The sequence below is a fragment of the Pseudomonas sp. Os17 genome, from assembly GCF_001547895.1.
In the GTDB taxonomy this organism is placed as follows: Bacteria; Pseudomonadota; Gammaproteobacteria; order Pseudomonadales; family Pseudomonadaceae; genus Aquipseudomonas.
Map to the genome: position 1 here is coordinate 1,194,311 of NZ_AP014627.1, position 19,785 is coordinate 1,214,095.

The window sequence follows — 19,785 nt, forward strand, 5'->3', positions numbered from 1 at the left end:
GTCGGCGAACCGCTTCACCTCCTTCTCCGGACCCGGTTCCCTCTCTGCCCCTGAGATCCCCCGCAACCATGTCCAGCAACGCCCCAGTCGGCCAGCTTGCCTACGTCCTGCACAGCCGCGCTTACCGTGAAAGCAGCGCCCTGGTGGATTTCCTCACCCCTCAAGGTCGCCTGCGCGCTGTCCTGCGCAACGCACGAGGCAAGGCCGGTACCCTGGCGCGACCCTTCGTTCCTCTGGAAGTCGAGTTTCGCGGCCGCGGCGAGCTGAAGAACGTCGGGCGCATGGAAAGTGCCGGAATCGCCGCCTGGCTCAACGGCGAAGCCTTGTTCAGCGGCCTGTACCTGAATGAGCTGCTGATCCGCCTGCTGCCGGCGGAAGATCCCCATCCGGCGGTGTTCGACCACTACGCCGCCACCTTGCTGGCCCTGGCCGAAGGCCGGCCCCTGGAGCCCCTGCTGCGGGCCTTTGAGTGGCGGCTGCTGGACGATCTGGGCTACGGTTTCGCCCTGGACAGCGACATCCACGGCGCGCCCATCGCTGCCGATGGCCTGTATCGCCTGCAGGTGGATGCCGGACTGGAGCAGGTCTTCCTGCTGCAACCGGGCCTGTTCAATGGCACCGAACTGTTGGCCATGGCCGAGGCCGACTGGAGCGCTCCCGGTGCCTTGTCGGCCGCCAAGCGCCTGATGCGCCAGGCCCTGGCCGTGCACCTGGGCGGGCGGCCCCTGGTCAGTCGCGAGCTGTTTCGCAAACCCTAGGCGTACTTGCCGCTCATCCGTTGGCGGCGGCCGGCCACGCGCAGCGCTCATTCTGCGTTCGTGCAAATGGCAACAGACCCTGTTCTCCCCGTATGCTGTGCGGCGAATTTTCATTTACCCAGGAGCGCTTCCGTGACCACCAGCAATCGCATTCTTCTCGGCGTGAACATCGATCACGTTGCCACCCTGCGTCAGGCCCGCGGCACGCGTTACCCTGACCCGGTCAAGGCCGCTCTGGATGCGGAAGAGGCGGGTGCCGACGGCATCACCGTGCACCTGCGCGAAGATCGCCGGCACATTCAGGAGCGCGACGTGCTGCTGCTCAAGGACGTGCTGCAGACCCGCATGAACTTCGAGATGGGCGTCACCGAAGAGATGATGGCGTTCGCCGAGCGCATTCGCCCGGCGCATATCTGCCTGGTGCCGGAAACCCGTCAGGAGCTGACCACAGAAGGCGGTCTTGACGTGGCCGGTCAGGAGGCACGGATCAAGGCGGCGGTGGAGCGCTTGTCGAAAATCGGTTCTGAAGTGTCGCTGTTCATCGACGCCGACGAGCGCCAGATCGAAGCCTCCAAGCGCGTCGGCGCGCCGGCCATCGAGTTGCACACCGGTCGTTATGCCGATGCCCAGACGCCGAGTGAAGTGGCGGGCGAGCTGCAGCGCATCGTCGACGGGGTTGCCGTGGGGCTGGCCCAGGGCCTGATCGTCAATGCCGGCCACGGCCTGCATTACCACAACGTCGAAGCGGTGGCGGCGATCAAGGGCATCAACGAGCTGAACATCGGCCACGCCCTGGTGGCCCATGCCCTGTTCGTCGGCTTCAAGGGTGCGGTAGCGGAGATGAAGGCCCTGATTCTGGCGGCTGCGGCCAAGGCCTGAATGACCTTCGCCGGCGAGCCGGCTCCTGCACCATCTCTGTAGGAGTCGGCTGGCCGGCCAGGGCTGTTAAAGCGGCGGATTGTCTTCCGGCGGCTTGGTCTTGTTGACCCCGGGAACGTGCAGGTTGCCCTCGGCGACCTGATCGCCTTCCAGCTGCGGCTGGGTCACCCAGGTCAGGATGTCGTAGTAGCGGCGGATGTTGGCGACGAAATGCACCGGCTCGCCGCCCCGGGCGTAGCCATAGCGGGTCTTGCTGTACCACTGCTTTTGCGACAGCCGTGGCAGCATTTTCTTCACATCCAGCCATTTGTTCGGATTCAGGCCTTCCCTTTCCGCCAGCTTGCGGGCGTCGTCCAGGTGGCCGGTACCGACGTTGTAGGCGGCGAGGGCGAACCAGGTGCGGTCCGGCTCCTCGATCTTGTCGTCCAGCTGTTCCTTGATATAAGCCAGGTACTTGGCCCCGCCACTGATGCTCTGCTTGGGGTCCAGTCGATTGGACACGCCCATGGCCTGGGCGGTGTTCTGGGTCAGCATCATCAGCCCGCGCACGCCGGTCTTGGAGGTCACCTCGGCCTGCCACATGGATTCCTGGTAGCCCACCGCCGCCAGCAGGCGCCAGTCGAGCTTCTCCTGCTTGGCCGAATTCTTGAAGTGTTTCTCGTACTTGGGCAGACGCTGCTGCAGGTGTTGGGCGAAGGTGTAGGCACCGACATAGCCGAGCACGTCCACGTGGCCGTAATAGCGGTCCTTGAGGCGTTGCAGGGTGCCGTTCTTTTCCACCTTGTCGAGGAAGCTGTTGATTTCGTTGAGCAGGCTGTTGTCGTCGCCGGCGGCTACCGCCCAGCTCTGGCTGCGGGCATCCCCCAGGTCGAAGGCGACCCGTACGTTGGGGAAGTACACCTGGTTCATCGCCAGTTCGTTGGAGTCCACCAGGGTCAGGTCGATCTGCCCTTCGTCCACCATGCGCAGCAGGTCGACGACCTCGACGGCGTCCGACTCTTCGTAGTCGATGCCGGGGTACTTGAGCTTGAGTTCCGCCAGTTGTTCGGCGTGGCTGCTGCCCTTGAGCACCATGATGTGCTTGCCCACCAGGTTCTGCGCGCTGGTAGGGCGGGACTGGCCGTTGCGATAGATGATCTGCGGGGTGACTTCCAGGTAAGGGTGGGAAAACCGCACCTGCTGTTTGCGCTGCTCGCTGCTCACCAGGCCAGCGGCAGCCAGCACCGGGCCTTTGGGCTGGCCCAACTGGTTGTACAGGTCGTCGAGGTTGTCGGCGGTCTCGATCTTCAGCTCCACGCCCAGATCGTCGGCAAAGCGCTTCACCAGCTCGTATTCGAAGCCGGTTTCGCCGTTGCGGTCCTGAAAGTAGGTGGCGGGGCTGTTACGGGTGATCACCCGCAGCACACCATCCTCCTTTACGCGCTCAAGGGTGCTGGGTTTTTCAACGCAGGCGCCGAGCATCAGGAAGAGTCCGGTTACGATGAGCCACTTGGCGCAGCGCGGACGTAAAGCCATAGGGGAAAACATTGGCGCAGTATACGCAAAGGATAACGGCCGCCATATCTCGACAGCGAAGGGCTTGTCTGCTAGCCAGCGGCGGTCTGGGCTGGAGGCCTCAAGAATGGGGCCTCGGTGCTTGATGTGACGATTAAAATAACCCGCGGCAATGACCCTGATGAGCCTTTGTTATAGGGCGCCTGGGCCGGGCCGACGTCCGGGCGCCACCCGGGGTTGGGTTTCGAGTGCCGATGGCAACGGTTTACGTTAGAATGCACGGCCTCAAAGCACACCCCCTTCCCGAGGCTGTCCCGAAGATGTTGATCCTGCGCGGCGCTCCTGCCCTTTCTGCCTTTCGCCACAGCAAACTCCTTGAACAACTGAGCCAGAAGGTTCCAGCTGTCAGTGGCCTGTATGCTGAATTCGCTCACTTCGCCGAAGTCACCGGCGTCCTGACCGGCGACGAACAGCAGGTGCTTGCGCGCCTTCTGAAGTACGGCCCCAGCGTTCCGGTACAAGAGCCGAGCGGTCGTCTGTTCCTGGTCCTGCCGCGTTTCGGCACCATCTCGCCCTGGTCGAGCAAGGCCAGCGACATCGCCCGTAACTGTGGCCTGGCCAAAGTCCAGCGCCTGGAGCGCGGTATCGCTTTCTACGTGACCGGTGAGTTCAGCGACGCCGACGCCCAGTCGATTGCCGATGCCCTGCATGACCGCATGACCCAGATCGTGGTGGCCAACCTGGAGCAGGCCGCCGGCCTGTTCAGCCACGCCGAACCCAAGCCGCTGACCGCCATCGACATCCTCGGCGGCGGCCGCGCCGCGCTGGAAAAAGCCAACAGCGAACTGGGCCTGGCCCTGGCCGAAGACGAAATCGATTACCTGATGAGCGCCTTCCAGGGCCTCAAGCGTAATCCCCACGACATCGAACTGATGATGTTCGCCCAGGCCAACTCCGAGCACTGCCGCCACAAGATCTTCAACGCCAGTTGGGACATCGACGGCCAGAGCCAGGAAAAAAGCCTGTTCGGCATGATCAAGAACACCTATCAGATGCACAGCGAAGGTGTGCTGTCCGCCTACAAGGACAACGCCGCGGTGATCGTCGGTTCCGTTGCCGGGCGCTTCTACCCGAACCCTGAAACCCGCCAGTACGGCGCGGTGCAGGAGCCGGTGCACATTCTGATGAAGGTCGAGACCCACAACCACCCGACCGCCATCGCTCCGTTCCCGGGGGCTTCCACCGGTTCCGGCGGCGAGATCCGTGACGAGGGCGCCACCGGCCGCGGCGCCAAGCCGAAAGCCGGCCTCACCGGCTTCACCGTGTCCAACCTGCAGATCCCGGGCTTCGAACAGCCGTGGGAAGTGCCGTACGGCAAGCCCGAGCGCATCGTCAACGCCCTCGACATCATGATCGAAGGCCCATTGGGCGGCGCTGCGTTCAACAACGAATTCGGCCGTCCGGCCCTGACCGGTTACTTCCGTACCTTCGAACAGTCCATCAACACCCCCCGTGGCGATGAAGTGCGTGGCTACCACAAGCCGATCATGCTGGCGGGCGGCATGGGCAACATCCGTGACGAGCACGTACAGAAAGGCGAGATCACCGTCGGTTCGAAACTGATCGTCCTCGGCGGCCCGGCGATGCTCATCGGCCTGGGCGGTGGTGCCGCTTCCTCCATGGCCACCGGCACCAGCTCGGCGGACCTGGACTTTGCCTCGGTACAGCGTGAAAACCCGGAAATGGAGCGCCGTTGCCAGGAAGTCATCGACCGTTGCTGGCAGTTGGGGGACAACAACCCCATCAGCTTCATCCACGATGTCGGCGCCGGCGGCCTGTCCAACGCCTTCCCGGAGCTGGTCAACGATGGCGGCCGCGGTGGTCGCTTCGAACTGCGCAACATTCCCAACGACGAGCCGGGCATGGCCCCGCACGAAATCTGGTCCAACGAATCCCAGGAGCGTTATGTCCTGGCGGTGGGCGCAGCAGACTTCGAGCGCTTCAAGGCCATCTGCGAGCGCGAGCGTTGCCCATTCGCGGTGGTCGGCGAAGCCACTGCCGAGCCACAGCTGACCGTGACCGACAGCCACTTCGGCAACAGCCCGGTGGACATGCCCCTGGAAGTGCTGCTGGGCAAGGCCCCGCGCATGCACCGTTCGGCCGTGCGGGAAACCGAGTTGGGTGATGATTTCGATCCAAGCACCCTGGATATCGCCGAGAGCATCGAGCGCGTCCTGCACCACCCGGCCGTGGCCAGCAAGAGCTTCCTGATCACCATCGGCGACCGCACCATCACCGGCCTCGTGGCCCGTGACCAGATGGTCGGCCCATGGCAGGTGCCGGTGGCCGACGTGGCCGTGACCGCCACCAGCTTCGACGTCTACACCGGTGAAGCCATGGCCATGGGCGAGCGCACGCCGCTGGCCCTGCTGGATGCCCCGGCGTCCGGCCGCATGGCGATCGGCGAAACCCTGACCAACATCGCCGCCTCGCGGATCAACAAGATCAGCGACATCAAGCTCTCCGCCAACTGGATGTCGGCCGCCGGCCACCCGGGTGAAGACGCGCGTCTGTACGACACCGTCAAGGCCGTGGGCATGGAACTGTGCCCCGAGCTGGGCATCACCATCCCGGTGGGCAAGGACTCGATGTCCATGGCCACCCGCTGGAACGAAGAAGGCGTGGACAAGAGCGTCACCTCGCCGCTGTCGCTGATCGTGACCGGCTTCGCGCCTGTGGCGGACATCCGTCAGACCCTGACCCCGCAACTGCGCATGGACAAGGGCACCACCGATCTGATCCTGATCGACCTCGGTCGCGGGCAGAACCGCATGGGCGCCTCGATCCTGGCCCAGACCCACGGCAAGCTCGGCAAGCAAGCGCCGGACGTCGATGACGCCGAAGACCTGAAAGCCTTCTTCGCCGTGATCCAGGGCCTCAACGCCGACGGCCACCTGCTGGCCTACCACGACCGTTCCGATGGCGGCCTGCTGGTAACCGCCCTGGAAATGGCCTTCGCCGGTCACTGCGGTCTGAACCTGACCCTCGACGCCGTGGCGGAAAACGCCGCGGAAATCGCCGCCATTCTGTTCAACGAAGAACTGGGTGCGGTGATCCAGGTGCGGCAGGATGCGACCCCAGGCGTGCTGGCTCAGTTCAGCGCTGCCGGTCTGGGCGACTGCGTGGCGGTGATCGGCAAGCCGATCAACAACGGTGAAGTGAGCATCTCCTACAACGGCGAAAGCGTGTTCACCGGCCAGCGCCGTCTGCTGCAGCGTCAGTGGGCGGAAACCAGCTACCAGATCCAGCGCCTGCGGGACAACGCCGAGTGCGCCGAGCAGGAATTCGACGTCCTGCTGGAAGAAGACAACCCGGGCCTGAGCGTCAAGCTGGGCTTCGACGTCAACCAGGACATCGCCGCGCCTTACATCAAGAAAGGCGTGCGTCCCCAGGTGGCGGTGCTGCGTGAGCAGGGCGTCAACGGCCAGGTGGAAATGGCGGCGGCTTTCGACCGCGCCGGCTTCAACGCCATCGACGTGCACATGAGCGACATCCTCGCCGGTCGTGTCGACCTCAACGACTTCAAGGGCATGGTGGCCTGCGGCGGTTTCTCCTACGGCGACGTACTGGGCGCCGGTGAGGGCTGGGCCAAGTCGGCGCTGTTCAACAGCCGCGCGCGTGACGCCTTCCAGGGCTTCTTCGAGCGCACCGACAGCTTCACCCTGGGCGTGTGCAACGGTTGCCAGATGATGTCCAACCTGCACGAGCTGATCCCGGGCAGCGAGTTCTGGCCGCACTTCGTGCGCAACCGCTCCGAGCAGTTCGAAGCCCGTGTAGCCATGGTCCAGGTCCAGGAGTCGAACTCGATCTTCCTGCAGGGCATGGCCGGTTCGCGGATGCCGATCGCCATCGCCCACGGCGAAGGCCATGCGGAATTCGAAAGCGAGGAGGCCCTGCTGGAAGCCGATCTGTCCGGCTGCGTGGCCCTGCGCTTCGTCGACAACCACGGCAAGGTCACCGAGCGTTACCCGGCCAACCCGAACGGCTCGCCGCGCGGGATCACCGGCCTCACCAGCCGCGACGGTCGCGTCACCATCATGATGCCGCACCCTGAGCGGGTGTTCCGTGCTGTGCAGAACTCCTGGCGTCCGGATGACTGGAACGAAGACGCGGCGTGGATGCGCATGTTCCGCAACGCACGTGCCTGGGTGAACTGAGGCTGATGTACAAGCTCAGCTTCTTCGTGCCTCCCAGCCATGTGGAGCAGGTCAAGAGCGCCGTATTTGCCGCCGGTGGCGGACGTATCGGCGCCTATGACCAGTGCGCCTGGCAGGTGCTCGGCCAGGGCCAGTTTCGCCCGTTGGACGGCAGCCAGCCGTTTCTCGGGCAGACCGGTCAGGTGGAGCGGGTGGAGGAATGGAAGGTCGAGCTGGTGGTGGCCGATGAACTGATCGCCAATGCAGTGGCGGCTCTCAAGCAGAGCCATCCCTACGAGACGCCGGCTTATGAAGTCTGGCGTCTTGAAACGTTCTGAAGTGATCCACCGATAAAAAGCCCGCTGCACCGGAGACGGTCAGCGGGCTTTTTTGTGGGACTTTTCAGTCAGGCCGGCACCTACGGGATCAGCGTAGGAGCCGGCTTGCCGGCGAAGGCGTCTTCAGGCTCTCGCCCCCACCTTCTTGTGCAGCAGCGTTTGCAGAGCGGCCTGCAATCCCCCGGCCTTCTGGCCAATCAGCACGTGCCAGACATCCCCCTCCATGCGCCGCATACCCTGGCAGCCCAGGGCGTCGAGCGCCGACTCCGACAGGCTGCGGCTGTCACTCAGTTGCACCCGCAACCGGGTCAGGGCGACGCAGTCGGCCTGCAACAGATTGTCCCGGCCACCCAGGGCGTTGAGCCACTGCTGGGCTTCCTGGGTGGAGACTTCGAGCGATTGGGGGGCCTCGACTGGTGGCGCTGGCGCCGCGACCGGGGCTGCCGCCGGCAGCGCCAGACGGATCTGGTCGGCGATGCTGTCGGCCATCGGTCCCACCACCACCTGCAAGCTGCCGCCCTTGCCGGGGCGCACCACGGCCAGGGCGCCCAGGGCTTTCAATTCTGCGTCGGCGGCCAGGTTGCGGTCCGCCAGCTCCAGGCGCAGGCGCGTGGTGCAAGCGCCGACCGTGATCAGGTTGGCCGCACCGCCCAGGGCCTTGATATAGGCGGCGGCGCGCTGATCGGCGTTGAGTTCGCTCTTGTCCCCGGATGGACTGTCCTCGCGTCCCGGGGTCTTGAGGTTGAAGCGGCGGATGCAGAAGTCGAACACCAGGTAGTACACCACCGCGTACAGCAGCCCCACCGGGAACACTTTCCAGCCGTTGGTGGAGCGTCCCCAGCCCAGGGCCATGTCGATGGCGCCGCCGGAGAAGGTGAACCCCAGGTGGATGTTCAACAGGTTGGTCAGGGCCATGGCCAGGCCGGTGAGCAGCGCGTGCACCAGATACAGCAATGGGGCGAGGAACATGAAGGCGAATTCGATGGGTTCGGTGACCCCGGTAAGGAACGAGGTCAGGGCCATGGACAGGAAGATCCCGCCCATCACCTTGCGCCGTTCCGGCAAGGTGTTGCGGTACATCGCCAGGCAGGCGGCGGGCAGACCGAACAGCATCATCGGGAACATCCCGGTCATGAACTGGCCGCCCTTGGGGTCCCCGGCGAAGTAGCGGGTCAGGTCGCCGGTGACCACCGCGCCGGTGCTCGGGTCGGTGAAGCTGCCGAAGATGAACCAGGCCATGTTGTTGAGGATGTGGTGCAGGCCGGTGACGATCAGCAGGCGGTTGAACACGCCGAAGACGAAGGCGCCGAAGCTGCCGCTTTCCAGCAGCAACTGGCCGAAGCTGTTGATGCCGTGCTGGATCGGCGGCCAGATCAGGCCGAACGCCAGCCCCAGGCCCACGGCGCTGAAGCCGGTGGCAATGGGCACGAAGCGCCGGCCGCCAAAGAACGCCAGGTATTCGGGCAGCTTGATGTCCTTGAAGCGGTTGTACAGCGCGCCGGCCATCAGGCCGCTGATGATCCCGGCGAGCATGCCCATGTTGATGCTGGCGTCCAGCACCTTGAGGGTCGAGATCATCACCAGGTAGCCGATGGCCCCGGCCAGCCCGGCGGTGCCGTTGTTGTCCCGGGCAAAGCCCACGGCGATGCCGATGGCGAAGATCAGCGCCAGGTTGCCGAAGATCGATTGCCCGGCATCGTGGATGATGGCGATGTTCAGCAGGTCGGTGTCGCCCAGGCGCAGCAGCAGGCCGGCGATCGGCAGGATGGCGATGGGCAGCATCAGGGCGCGGCCGAGGCGTTGCAGGCCCTCGATGAAGTACTGGTACATGGCGTCTCTCCTGGAATGCTTGTTATGGGTTCAGCGGCCAGTGCCGGGCGCAGGCCTCTCGCACCGCGACCGCACCCTGGAGGTCGAGCAGCGGCTGGCTCAGCCGGCGGCATTCGGCGGCATCCAGCTGGCGCACCCGGTCCTTGATTTCCCCCACCTGCGGCGGGCTCACCGACAGTTCGCGCACGCCCAGGCCGATCAGCACCGGGGTGGCCAGGGGATCGGAAGCCAGGGCGCCGCAGACGCCGACCCAGCGCCCATGGCGCTCGGCACCGCTGCAGGTCTGGGCGATCAGTCGCAGCAGGGCTGGGTGCAGGGCGTCGACCCGCGCCGCCAGTCCGGCATGGTCGCGGTCCATGGCCAGGGTGTACTGGGACAGGTCGTTGGTGCCGATGGAGAGGAAGTCGGCGTGTTCCGCCAACTGCTCGGCCATCAGGGCCGCGGCCGGCACTTCGATCATCACCCCCAGTTCCGGCTGTTGGGTCAGGCCCAGTTCGGCGGCGAGCTGTTTCAGGCGCTGGCGGATGTGCAACAGCTCGGCCACTTCGGTGACCATCGGCAGCATCACCCGGCAACGTTGCACCGGGCTGACCTGCAGCAGGGCGCGCAATTGCTGGTCCAGCAGCTCCGGTCTTGCCTGAGCCAGGCGGATGCCGCGCAGGCCCAGCACCGGGTTGGCTTCCACCGGCAATGGCAGGTAGTCCAGCTGCTTGTCGCCGCCGACATCGATGGTGCGGATGATCACCGGCTTGTCGCCCATGGCGTCGAGCACTGCCTGGTAGGCCTGGCGTTGCTCGGCTTCGTCCGGGGCGGTCTGCCGATCGACGAACAGGAACTCGGTGCGCAGCAGGCCGACGCCATCGGCGCCACCCTGGTGCGCGTCCCGGGCCTCGGCGCTGGAGGCGACGTTGGCCGCCACCTCGATCGACTGGCCGTCCCGGGTCAGGGCCGCGTCACCGGCTTGCTGGCGTTGCTGCTCGCGGCGCTGTCTCCGGGCCGCAACGACCTCTTGCACCCGGGCGATGCGTTGCGGGTCCGGTGCCAGTTCCAGGCGTCCGCCATCGGCATCGAGTACCACTGCCGGAAGGTGCTCCAGCTCAAGCAGCTCCGGGCCCAGGGCCACCACGCAAGGCAGGCCTTTGCTGCGGGCGAGGATGGCCACGTGGGAGGTGGCGCCGCCGGCGGCCATGCACAGGCCGGCCACGCCCTGGGCGCTCAGTTGCAGCAGGTCGGACGGGGTCAGCTCCTGGGCGGCGACAAGGGCCCCCGGGGGCAACTGGTACTGCCAGGCTTCGCCGAGCAAGGCCCGCAGCACCCGTTGTTGCAGGTCCCGCAGGTCGTTGGCGCGCTCGGCCAGCAACGGATTGCCCAGTTGTTGCAGGACCTGGCATTGCTCGGCGATGGCGGCGCTCCAGGCATGGGTGGCGGCGCGTCCCTGGGCGATGGCGGCGTCGGCGGCGTCCAGCAGGGTCGGGTCTTCCAGCAGCCCCAGGTGGGCGTTGAAGATGTCCTGTTCCTGCTGATCCCGACGTTGCCGGGCCTGTTCCAGGGTGCGCAGGATATCCCCGCGCACCTGCTCCAGGGCCGCGCTCAGGGCCTGGCGCTGCGACTCGGGTTGGTGCTGGCCGCTGTCCTTGGGCAGCTCCATGGCGTTGAGGCGCACCAGGGGGCCGCAAGTCAGCCCGGGTGCCGCGCAGACGCCTTGCAACACGCCAGCCTCGGTGGCCGGGCGCAGCACCTGGAGCGCGGCCGGCGCTGCGGCGTGGGCATCGTCCGCCAGGGCGCTGCCTAGCGTCTTGAGCAGCGCCTGCAAGGCGGCCTGGCAATCATCGCCCTGGCAACTGACCAACACTTCATCCTGTTCGCCGATGCCCAGGCCCATCAGGGCGATCAGGCTGGTGCAGGGAGCGCTTTTGTCCTTGAAGCTCAGCTGTGAGTGGCTGTTGAATGCCGCCGCGGTCTGGCGCACCAGCGCGGCCGGGCGAGCGTGCAGCCCGCCGCGGTGGGCGACCCTGATCCGGGCGCTGGCCTGCTCGCTGGCGTCGGCCCGGGAAAGCTCCGGCCTGGCGGCATCCGTGCGGCGGCTGAGATGCAGCAGCGGCTCGCCGACCTTGACCGAAGACAGGTTCAGGTGACGCAGTTCGAAGTGTTCGCCGTTGGTCAGGATCATCAGGCTGATCAGGCTCCGGCAGTGCTGCGCCACATGGTCCAGGTCAAACCGCAGCAGGGGCTGGCCGGCGCTGACTTGCTGGCCTTGTTCCACCAGCAGGGCAAAGCCTTCGCCTTGCAGTTCGACGGTGTCCAGGCCCAGGTGCAGCAGCCATTCGGCACCGTTGGCGGCCCGCAGCGTCACCGCATGGGCGGTGCGCGCGATCTGCACCACTTGCCCGGCGCAGGGCGCGTGCAGCGTGTCGTTGAGCGGGTCGATGGCAATCCCGTCTCCCATGGCGCCACTGGCGAACACCGGGTCGGGGACGCTGCTCAGCGGCAGGACAGGCCCGCTGAGGGGGGCACTGAGCGTCAGGTCGTTATTGTTGTTGTGCATGGCGCAGTACTCATCGATCAAAGGGGCTTAGTGCGTGCGGGTCACTTTGCTCAGGTGGCGCGGCTGATCCGGGTCCATGCTGCGGGCCTCGGCCAGGCCGGCGGCCATCACATAGAAGCTCTGGATCGCCAGGATCGGGTCCAGCACCGGGTGTTCCGCGCGGCTCAGGGTCAGGTCCCGCTCACCGATGTCATCCGGCGCCGCCAGCAGCACCTTGGCGCCGCGCTGGCGCATGTCCGCCGCCAGGCTCAACAGGCCGCCCTGTTCGGCGCCCCGGGGGGCGAACACCAGCAACGGGTAGTCGTGGTCGATCAGGGCCATCGGGCCGTGGCGCACTTCGGCGCTGCTGAAGGCTTCGGCCTGGATCGCCGACGTTTCCTTGAGCTTGAGCGCCGCTTCCTGGGCGATGGCGAAGCCGGCACCACGGCCGATCACCATCAAGCGCTGGCAATCGCGCAGGGCATTGACCGCCAGGTTCCAGTCCTGGGTCGCGGCCTGTTGCAGGCCCTCGGGCAGAGCCAGGCCGGCCTCCAGCAGGTGGCTGTCCTCGTTCCAGTGACCGATCAGCCGGGCGCTGGCGCTGAGGGTGGCGATAAAGCTCTTGGTCGCCGCCACGCTCTGCTCGGTGCCGGCGTACAGCGGCAGGGAGAATTCGCTGGCGGCCTCCAGGGGGCTGTGCTCGGCATTGACCATGGCCACGCTGAGGGCCCCGCGCTTGCGCAGCAGGCGCACGCTGTTCACCAGATCCGGGCTCTGGCCCGATTGCGAGAAGGCGAACACCGCCTGGCCGCTGACCCGCAAGGGCGCCTGTTGCATGGTCACCACCGACATCGGCAGCGAGGCCACCGGGATGCCCACCTGTTGCATGGTCAGGTAGGCGAAGTAGCTGGCGGCATGGTCGGAGCTGCCCCGGGCCACGGTCATGGCCACTTGTGGCGGCTGGCGGCGCAGGCGGCCGGCGACCTCGACCAGGGACGGGTCCAGGTGCTGCAACTGGCTGCGGACGGCGCTGTGCGAGGACAGCGCCTCTTCAAGCATTTTTGAAGTCAATGTCTTCTCCTTCGACCATGACGGCGGTCAGTGTGAGTGCGCGGTCCAGGCGCACGCTGTCGGCCCAGCTGCCGGGTTGCAGGCGGCCGCGTTCGGGGATGCCGAGGTAATCGGCGGGAAATTGCGACAGGCGCTGGGAGGCCTCGGCCAGGGGCAAGCCGATCTTCACCAGATTGCGCAGGGCCTGATCCATGGTCAGGGTGCTGCCGGCCAGGGTGCCGTCCGCCAGGCGCACGCCGCCCAGGCACTTGGTCACGGTGTGGCTGCCGAGCCGGTATTCGCCGTCGGGCATGCCGGCGGCGGCGGTGGAGTCGGTGACGCAGTACAGGCACGGGATCGAGCGCAGGGCCACGCGCATGGCGCCGGGGTGCACGTGCAGCAGGTCGGGGATCAGCTCCGCGTACTGGGCATGGGCCAGGGCGGCGCCGACGATGCCCGGCTCACGGTGATGCAGGGGGCTCATGGCGTTGTACAGGTGGGTGAAGCTGGTGGCGCCGGCGGCGAGGGCGGCCACGCCTTCTTCGTAGCTGCCCAGGGTGTGGCCGATCTGCATGCGCACGCCGCGGGCGCTGAGTTCGCGGATCAGCGCGTCGTGGCCGGCGATTTCCGGGGCAATGGTGATCACCCGGATGGGCGCCAGTTGCAGGTACTTCTCCACTTCGGCCATGAGCGCGGTGTGGGCGAAGTTGGGCTGGGCGCCGAGCTTGCCGGGGTTGATGTAGGGGCCTTCCAGGTGCACGCCGAGCACTCGGGCACAGCCCTGGGGGCGCTGCTCGGCGTAGACCCCGAGCTCGGCCAGGACCTGGCTGATTTCCGCGCTGGGGGCGGTCATGGTGGTGGCCAGCAGCGAGGTGGTGCCGAAACGCACGTGGGTACGGGTGATGGTTTCGAAAGCTGTGCGGCCTTGCATGACGTCCTGGCCGCCACCGCCGTGGACGTGCAGGTCGATGAAGCCCGGCAGCAGGTAGGGCAGGTCATTGTCCGCCGGGTCGCAGGGGCTGCCTTCGATGGCCACGACCTTGCCGTGCTCATGGACCAGGCGGCCACGGACCCAGCCTTGGGGCGTGAGGATGTTGTCTTCGGACATGGGCGTTTCTCTGGCTCCAGGGGGCGGATTCAGCGTCGCAGCTCGGCGACGAAGTCGTAGTAGTCGTTGCGGCAATAGGTGTCGGTGACTTCGATCGGCGTGTTGTCTTCCAGGTAGCCGACCCGGGTCATCAGCAGCATGGCGGTGCCGGGGGCAATGCCCACCAGGGCGGCAAACTCGTCCGAGGCATTGATCGCCTGGATGTGCTGCAGGGCCCGGACCACGGGGCGGCCGATGCTGTCGAGGTACTCGTAGAGCGAATCACCCACCGCCTCGGGCCTGGCAATGATGCTGGCCGGCAGGGTGCTCATCTCAATGGCCATGACCGCATCGTCGGCTTTGCGCAGGCGCTTGAGCCGCGCCACCTTGTCGTTGGGCGACAGGCCGAGGCGGATCAGCTCTTCGTGGGTCGGCGGGGTGAGGGTGCGTTCCAGCCACTGCGAGCCGGGGACGAAGCCTTTGAGGCGCAGCATCTCGCTGAAGCCGGAAAGGCGCGACAGGGGCTGTTCGAGGCGCGGAGTGATGAAGGTGCCCGAGCCCTGGCTGCGACGAATCAGGCCTCGCTCGAAAAGCACTTCCAGGGCCTTGCGCGCGGTCACCCGGGAGATGCCCAGCAGTTCGCTGAGGTTGCGTTCCGAAGGCAGTGCCTGCTCGGCTTTCCATTGGCCGGAGTGGATCGCCGCTTCCAGGTTGCGGGCCAGTTGCAGGTACAGCGGGGTCGGCTGGGAGTCGTCGGGACGCAGGGTCAGGAGGTGATTCATCTGTAGGTTTTCCGATGCGGTTATTAGGTTGTTGTCGCCCGGTAATGCCGAAAAACTAATACCACTTAAATACCATGTCAACGCCACCTATCGGGCTGAAGTGCAGTAAATCCGGCGCTTTCGGGGTGCCTGAGAGGATAAATGATTGAAGTGGTATTAGGCAGGTCTGGCCGCGAAGGCCTTGAGTCGAGGTGGCGACCCGCAGCGGGCCGCCAAGTGGTATGCGCGCCCGGGGAGGGCGGCGGGGGGAGAAATATTTTTTGCCGGGAGGCCGTTAAGGGCGGATTTCGATCAGCGTGCCGTCTTTCACCAGGCCCCAGACTTCGCGCATGTCGACGTTGCGCATGGCGATGCAGCCATCGGTCCAGTCCAGGGTGTGGAAGTACTGCTCGGGAAACTCTTCGGTGTCCGGGGTGCCGTGGATCATGATCATGCCGCCGGGATTGACCCCTTCGCGACGCGAGCGGGCGGCATCGGTGATGTTCGGGTAGGAGATGTGCATGGCCAGGTTGTAGCGGTCGCTGGTCTTGCGCCAGTCGAGCCAGTAGAGGCCTTCCGGGGTGCGTTTATCGCCTTCCATGAGCTTGGGCCCCTTGGGCTTCTTGCCCAGGGAAATCCGGTAGGTTTTCAGTGGCTTGCCGCCATTGATCAACTGCAGTTGATGGGCGGATTTGAGCACCAGGACCTTTTCGATGACCTTGCCGTCCAGGGTTTCTACCGTGGAGGCCTGAGACAGAGTGACGACGGAACAGCACAGCAGGGCAAGCAACCAGCGCATTGACACGATATCCCCAGGCGCGCACAGATTCCGTGCACGTTTTTATTGTTTAACTGATGGCAGGCTGAGAGAGCGGCGGAATGGATTCGGAGCGTACGGCATAAGCCTGTGCCCGCCGGTCAGCGAAGAAGCATTCTAAGGTACGACCGACGGTGCGGAAAGCCAGCTCGGACCAAGGGATATCGGCTTCCTCGAACAACTGCACTTCCAGGCTCTCGGGACCGGCAGCAAAGTCCAGGTCCGCCAGCTCGGCGCGAAAGAATACATGCACCTGGCTGATGTGCGGCACGTCGATCAGGGTGTAGATATTCAGGTTGCGCACCCGCGCGCAGGCTTCCTCGAAGGTTTCGCGGATGGCCGCCTGTTCCACCGTCTCGCCGTTTTCCATGAAGCCCGCCGGCAGGGTCCAGTAGCCCAGGCGTGGTTCGATGGCGCGGCGGCACAACAGCACCTTGCCTTCCCAGGTCGCCAGGCAGCCAGCAACGATGTTGGGGTTCTGGTAATGGATGGTCTGGCAGTGATCGCAGACAAAGCGCAGGCGCGAATCGCCGTCGGGAATGCGCTGGGTCACCGGGTTGCCGCACTGGCTGCAAAATTTCATGAGGGGTATCCGAAAAGGCTGGGGCTATCTTGGCGCGCCGTCCGGTTGTCGGCAAGTTGTCGTTAAGCGACATGCCCGGGAGCGGGGGTTGGGCCACCGATTGGATTGGTGCATGATGCACGGTAGCCAACAGATCGAGATGCCTCATGCTGGACGAGCTACTTCATCGGGTAAGCCATTACACCCCACGAACCCTGGAGACCGACCGACGTTTCCCCGAGGCTGCGGTGCTGGTTCCCATCACCCGCAGCGACGAACCGGAACTGGTGCTGACCCTGCGTGCCAGCGGGCTGTCGACCCATGGTGGTGAAGTGGCCTTCCCCGGTGGCCGGCGCGATCCGGAAGACCCGGACCTGATCTTCACCGCCCTGCGCGAGGCCGAGGAGGAGATCGGTCTGCCGCCGGGACTGGTGGAGGTCATCGGCCCCTTAAGTCCGCTGATTTCCCTGCATGGGATCAAGGTCACGCCTTACGTCGGGGTGATTCCCGACTACGTCGAATACCGGGCCAATGATGCCGAGATTGCCGCTGTTTTCAGCGTGCCCCTGGAGTTTTTTCGCCAGGACCCGCGCGAACACACTCACCGTATCGACTACCAGGGCCGCAGTTGGTATGTCCCCAGCTACCGTTTCGGCGAGTACAAGATCTGGGGCCTGACCGCGATCATGGTGGTCGAACTGGTCAACCTGCTGTACGACGCCGATATCAGCCTGCATCACCCGCCGAAATCCTTTATCGACACCTGAAGCCATGGCTTGGCATGGCATAAACCGCGGCTGCCTGAACCATAAGGACAACAAGATGAAATACCGCCTGGGCGACGCCCGAGTCGACACCCATCCACAGAGCTGGGTGGCCCCGAATGCCACCCTGGTGGGCAAGGTCAAGCTCGAAGAAGGGGCCAGTGTGTGGTTCAACGCCGTGTTGCGTGGCGACAACGAACTGATCCTCATCGGCAAGCACAGCAACGTCCAGGACGGGGCCGTGATGCACACCGACATGGGCTTTCCACTGACCCTGGGCACCGGCGTGACCATCGGCCATAACGCCATGCTGCATGGCTGCACCGTGGGCGACTACAGCCTGATCGGCATCAATGCGGTGGTGCTCAATGGCGCGAAGATCGGCAAGTACTGCATCATCGGCGCCAACGCGCTGATCGGCGAGGGCAAGGAAATCCCCGATGGCTCGCTGGTCATGGGGTCGCCCGGCAAGGTGGTGCGCGAGCTGACCGAGGCGCAGAAGAAAATGCTCGAAGCCAGCGCCGCCCACTACGTTCATAATGGCCAGCGTTATGCCCGAGATCTGGTTGAGCAAGAACAATGACTGCCCCTGAAAGACCCGTCGCCTCGCCTTGCGTGAGCATCTGTGCCCTGGATGAACAGGACATCTGCACCGGCTGTCAGCGCACGGTGGAGGAAATCACCCGCTGGAGTCGCATGGACAACAACGAGCGCCGCGCCGTCCTGGCCCTGTGCCACGAGCGGGCCAAGTCCAGTGGACTTTTGTGGATGGTCGGTTCCAGCTCGGCCAGCTGATCCGGCCATTCGCCGGCTCCTGCAGACGATGCGTGGGAGCCAGCTTGCCGGCGCAAGGGTTTCTTGGCCCAACCCCTGGCCTGCAGTAACCTGTGCGCCTTCCCGACAGGTACTCTTCGCCCCATGCTCTTCCTGATCACCTATATCAGCAGTGTCGTGCTGATCAACTACGCCTTTTCCGTCGCGCCGCAGCTGGATATCGTCTGGTCGGCCTGGGGCGGGCTGGTGTTTGTCCTGCGGGACATGGTGCAGACTCGCTTCGGCCATGGCGCCGTCGTCGCCATGCTGGCGGCCCTGGTGTTGTCCTATGTCACCTCCGACCCGACCATTGCCCTGGCCAGCGCCAGCGCGTTCGCCGTCTCGGAATGCATCGACTGGCTGGTGTTCAGCATCACCAAGCGGCCCCTGCATGATCGCCTGTGGATCAGTTCGGCCCTGAGCATTCCCCTGGATACCTTCATCTTCTACGGCATGATCGATGCCATGACCCCGGGGGTGATCCTCACCGCCCTGGGCTCGAAGTTCGCCGGGGTCACCGTGGTCTGGCTAGCCATGGCCTGGCGTTTGCGCAAAGCGGCGTGCGCCGGCTGAGCCAAAGGCCGCGGTTCATGTAAAATGCCGCGCTCTTTCCCCCTTGGGTCGTCCGCCTGGCGCTCGGCCCTCGATGATTCGCTCCTTTGAGGACCTTCAGATGACTCGTATCGGAACTCCATTGTCGCCAACCGCGACCCGCGTCTTGCTTTGTGGCTGTGGTGAGTTGGGCAAGGAAGTGGTGATCGAGCTGCAACGCCTGGGTGTCGAGGTGATTGCCGTGGACCGCTACGCCAACGCCCCGGCGATGCAAGTGGCCCATCGCAGCCACGTGATCAACATGCTCGATGGTGCAGCGCTGCGGGCGGTGATCGAAGCCGAGAAGCCGCACTTCATCGTTCCGGAAATCGAGGCCATCGCCACCGCGACCCTGGTGGAGCTGGAAGCTGAAGGCTTTACCGTGATCCCGACCGCGCGGGCCACTTCGCTGACCATGAACCGCGAAGGCATCCGCCGCCTGGCCGCCGAAGAGCTGGACCTGCCGACCTCGCCGTACCACTTCGCCGACACCTTCGAAGACTATGCCAAGGCCGTGCAAGACCTGGGCTTCCCGTGCGTGGTCAAGCCGGTGATGAGTTCCTCGGGCAAGGGCCAGAGCCTGCTGCGCAGCGTCGATGACGTGCAGAAAGCCTGGGACTACGCCCAGGAAGGCGGGCGTGCCGGCAAGGGCCGGGTGATCATCGAGGGCTTCATCGATTTTGACTACGAAATCACCCTGCTGACCGTGCGCCACGTGGGCGGCACCACCTTCTGCGCGCCGGTCGGTCATCGTCAGGAGAAGGGCGACTACCAGGAATCCTGGCAGCCGCAGGCCATGAGCCCCAAAGCCCTGGCCGAATCCGAGCGTGTGGCCAAGGCGGTGACCGAAGCCCTGGGCGGCCGCGGCCTGTTTGGCGTGGAACTGTTCATCAAGGGCGATCAGGTGTGGTTCAGCGAAGTGTCGCCGCGCCCTCACGACACCGGCCTGGTGACCCTGATTTCCCAGGATCTGTCGCAGTTCGCCCTGCATGCGCGGGCGATTCTCGGCCTGCCGATTCCGCTGATCCGTCAGTTCGGTCCATCGGCTTCGGCAGTGATTCTGGTAGAAGGCAAATCCACCCAGACCGCGTTCGCCAACCTCGGCGTCGCCCTGAGCGAGCCGGACACTGCGCTGCGCCTGTTCGGCAAGCCGGAAGTCAATGGCCAGCGGCGCATGGGCGTGGCTCTGGCCCGTGACGAGTCGATCGAAGCAGCCCGGGCCAAGGCGACCCGTGCTGCGCAAGCGGTCGTCGTCGAACTCTGAGACGCATCGCGAGCAAGCTCGCTCCTACAAGGTCCGGATTGAACCTGTAGGAGCGAG

Annotated in this window: 17 protein-coding genes; 9 read left to right on the forward strand and 8 right to left on the reverse strand. The window is 65.3% G+C overall.

All coding sequences use genetic code 11. The features are described 5' to 3' along the window. Nucleotides 1-68 precede the first annotated feature (68 nt). Both recO and pdxJ read left to right on the forward strand, forming a co-directional pair. A complete protein-coding gene (gene recO / locus POS17_RS05335) occupies nucleotides 69-758 on the forward strand; it encodes a DNA repair protein RecO (protein ID WP_060837669.1) in 690 nt (229 codons plus the stop codon). A gap of 132 nt (nucleotides 759-890) precedes the next feature. Continuing rightward, nucleotides 891-1,637: a pyridoxine 5'-phosphate synthase gene (gene pdxJ / locus POS17_RS05340; protein WP_060837670.1), complete on the forward strand. Its 747-nt coding sequence runs from the start codon at nucleotides 891-893 to the stop codon at nucleotides 1,635-1,637. 66 nt (nucleotides 1,638-1,703) lie between these two features. Here the strand turns inward: pdxJ and mltF are convergent, their stop codons facing one another. Then, nucleotides 1,704-3,164: a membrane-bound lytic murein transglycosylase MltF gene (gene mltF / locus POS17_RS05345; RefSeq protein WP_060837671.1), complete on the reverse strand. Its 1,461-nt coding sequence runs from the start codon at nucleotides 3,162-3,164 to the stop codon at nucleotides 1,704-1,706. A gap of 287 nt (nucleotides 3,165-3,451) precedes the next feature. On the opposite strand from mltF, the gene purL reads away from it, so the two are divergent. Both purL and POS17_RS05355 read left to right on the forward strand, forming a co-directional pair. Continuing rightward, on the forward strand, nucleotides 3,452-7,348 hold the full coding sequence (purL, locus tag POS17_RS05350; protein ID WP_060837672.1) for a phosphoribosylformylglycinamidine synthase: 3,897 nt from the start codon (nucleotides 3,452-3,454) through the stop codon (nucleotides 7,346-7,348). A 5-nt stretch (nucleotides 7,349-7,353) separates the two neighbouring features. Next, nucleotides 7,354-7,665, forward strand: coding sequence for a Nif3-like dinuclear metal center hexameric protein (locus tag POS17_RS05355; protein ID WP_060837673.1), 312 nt, complete (start codon nucleotides 7,354-7,356; stop codon nucleotides 7,663-7,665). Nucleotides 7,666-7,788: 123 nt separating this feature from the next. On the opposite strand, the gene nagE is transcribed toward POS17_RS05355, so the two are convergent. The 7 genes from nagE to POS17_RS05390 form a co-directional block, all read right to left on the reverse strand. Next, on the reverse strand, nucleotides 7,789-9,495 hold the full coding sequence (gene nagE / locus POS17_RS05360) for an N-acetylglucosamine-specific PTS transporter subunit IIBC (RefSeq protein WP_060837674.1): 1,707 nt from the start codon (nucleotides 9,493-9,495) through the stop codon (nucleotides 7,789-7,791). 22 nt (nucleotides 9,496-9,517) lie between these two features. Then, nucleotides 9,518-12,040, reverse strand: a complete 2,523-nt coding sequence (gene ptsP / locus POS17_RS05365) for a phosphoenolpyruvate--protein phosphotransferase (protein ID WP_060837675.1) — start codon at nucleotides 12,038-12,040, stop codon at nucleotides 9,518-9,520. 27 nt (nucleotides 12,041-12,067) lie between these two features. Then, nucleotides 12,068-13,090: an SIS domain-containing protein gene (locus tag POS17_RS05370; RefSeq protein WP_108544403.1), complete on the reverse strand. Its 1,023-nt coding sequence runs from the start codon at nucleotides 13,088-13,090 to the stop codon at nucleotides 12,068-12,070. Further along, the gene (gene nagA, locus POS17_RS05375; RefSeq protein WP_060837677.1) at nucleotides 13,071-14,177 is read right to left on the reverse strand and encodes an N-acetylglucosamine-6-phosphate deacetylase; all 1,107 of its coding nucleotides are present in this window, start codon (nucleotides 14,175-14,177) and stop codon (nucleotides 13,071-13,073) included. The genes POS17_RS05370 and nagA overlap by 20 nt, the downstream gene beginning before the upstream one ends. Before the next feature lie 29 nt (nucleotides 14,178-14,206). Beyond that, nucleotides 14,207-14,938, reverse strand: a complete 732-nt coding sequence (locus tag POS17_RS05380; RefSeq protein ID WP_060837678.1) for a GntR family transcriptional regulator — start codon at nucleotides 14,936-14,938, stop codon at nucleotides 14,207-14,209. Between the two features lie 274 nt (nucleotides 14,939-15,212). Next, nucleotides 15,213-15,716, reverse strand: coding sequence for a L,D-transpeptidase family protein (locus POS17_RS05385; protein WP_047301939.1), 504 nt, complete (start codon nucleotides 15,714-15,716; stop codon nucleotides 15,213-15,215). A 49-nt stretch (nucleotides 15,717-15,765) separates the two neighbouring features. Further along, nucleotides 15,766-16,317: an NUDIX hydrolase gene (locus POS17_RS05390; protein ID WP_060837679.1), complete on the reverse strand. Its 552-nt coding sequence runs from the start codon at nucleotides 16,315-16,317 to the stop codon at nucleotides 15,766-15,768. 146 nt (nucleotides 16,318-16,463) lie between these two features. Here POS17_RS05390 and POS17_RS05395 point away from each other — a divergent pair, with 146 nt between their 5' ends. From POS17_RS05395 to purT, 5 genes are all read left to right on the forward strand, one after another. Continuing rightward, complete coding sequence (locus POS17_RS05395; protein WP_060837680.1) at nucleotides 16,464-17,063, forward strand: CoA pyrophosphatase; 600 nt, start codon at nucleotides 16,464-16,466, stop codon at nucleotides 17,061-17,063. 55 nt (nucleotides 17,064-17,118) lie between these two features. Then, nucleotides 17,119-17,643 carry a gamma carbonic anhydrase family protein gene (locus POS17_RS05400; RefSeq protein WP_060837681.1) on the forward strand — a complete coding sequence of 175 codons (525 nt, stop codon included), beginning with the start codon at nucleotides 17,119-17,121 and terminating at the stop codon, nucleotides 17,641-17,643. Next, nucleotides 17,640-17,855, forward strand: coding sequence for a DUF1289 domain-containing protein (locus POS17_RS05405; protein WP_060837682.1), 216 nt, complete (start codon nucleotides 17,640-17,642; stop codon nucleotides 17,853-17,855). Before POS17_RS05400 ends, POS17_RS05405 begins: the two co-directional genes overlap by 4 nt. A gap of 123 nt (nucleotides 17,856-17,978) precedes the next feature. After that, a complete protein-coding gene (locus tag POS17_RS05410; RefSeq protein ID WP_060837683.1) occupies nucleotides 17,979-18,446 on the forward strand; it encodes a VUT family protein in 468 nt (155 codons plus the stop codon). Between the two features lie 100 nt (nucleotides 18,447-18,546). Then, a complete protein-coding gene (gene purT, locus POS17_RS05415) occupies nucleotides 18,547-19,728 on the forward strand; it encodes a formate-dependent phosphoribosylglycinamide formyltransferase (RefSeq protein ID WP_060837684.1) in 1,182 nt (393 codons plus the stop codon). The last annotated feature ends 57 nt before the right edge of the window (nucleotides 19,729-19,785 follow it).

Coding starts and splice junctions, on each gene's coding strand:
- POS17_RS05385 (WP_047301939.1), bottom strand. CDS start 15,716: ATGCGCTGGTTGCTTGCCCTGCTGTGCTGTTCCGTCGTCACTCTGTCT.
- ptsP (WP_060837675.1), bottom strand. CDS start 12,040: ATGCACAACAACAATAACGACCTGACGCTCAGTGCCCCCCTCAGCGGG.
- nagE (WP_060837674.1), bottom strand. CDS start 9,495: ATGTACCAGTACTTCATCGAGGGCCTGCAACGCCTCGGCCGCGCCCTG.
- POS17_RS05400 (WP_060837681.1), top strand. CDS start 17,119: ATGAAATACCGCCTGGGCGACGCCCGAGTCGACACCCATCCACAGAGC.
- POS17_RS05390 (WP_060837679.1), bottom strand. CDS start 16,317: ATGAAATTTTGCAGCCAGTGCGGCAACCCGGTGACCCAGCGCATTCCC.
- purL (WP_060837672.1), top strand. CDS start 3,452: ATGTTGATCCTGCGCGGCGCTCCTGCCCTTTCTGCCTTTCGCCACAGC.
- POS17_RS05395 (WP_060837680.1), top strand. CDS start 16,464: ATGCTGGACGAGCTACTTCATCGGGTAAGCCATTACACCCCACGAACC.
- mltF (WP_060837671.1), bottom strand. CDS start 3,164: ATGTTTTCCCCTATGGCTTTACGTCCGCGCTGCGCCAAGTGGCTCATC.
- purT (WP_060837684.1), top strand. CDS start 18,547: ATGACTCGTATCGGAACTCCATTGTCGCCAACCGCGACCCGCGTCTTG.
- POS17_RS05355 (WP_060837673.1), top strand. CDS start 7,354: ATGTACAAGCTCAGCTTCTTCGTGCCTCCCAGCCATGTGGAGCAGGTC.
- POS17_RS05410 (WP_060837683.1), top strand. CDS start 17,979: ATGCTCTTCCTGATCACCTATATCAGCAGTGTCGTGCTGATCAACTAC.
- recO (WP_060837669.1), top strand. CDS start 69: ATGTCCAGCAACGCCCCAGTCGGCCAGCTTGCCTACGTCCTGCACAGC.
- POS17_RS05405 (WP_060837682.1), top strand. CDS start 17,640: ATGACTGCCCCTGAAAGACCCGTCGCCTCGCCTTGCGTGAGCATCTGT.
- POS17_RS05380 (WP_060837678.1), bottom strand. CDS start 14,938: ATGAATCACCTCCTGACCCTGCGTCCCGACGACTCCCAGCCGACCCCG.
- nagA (WP_060837677.1), bottom strand. CDS start 14,177: ATGTCCGAAGACAACATCCTCACGCCCCAAGGCTGGGTCCGTGGCCGC.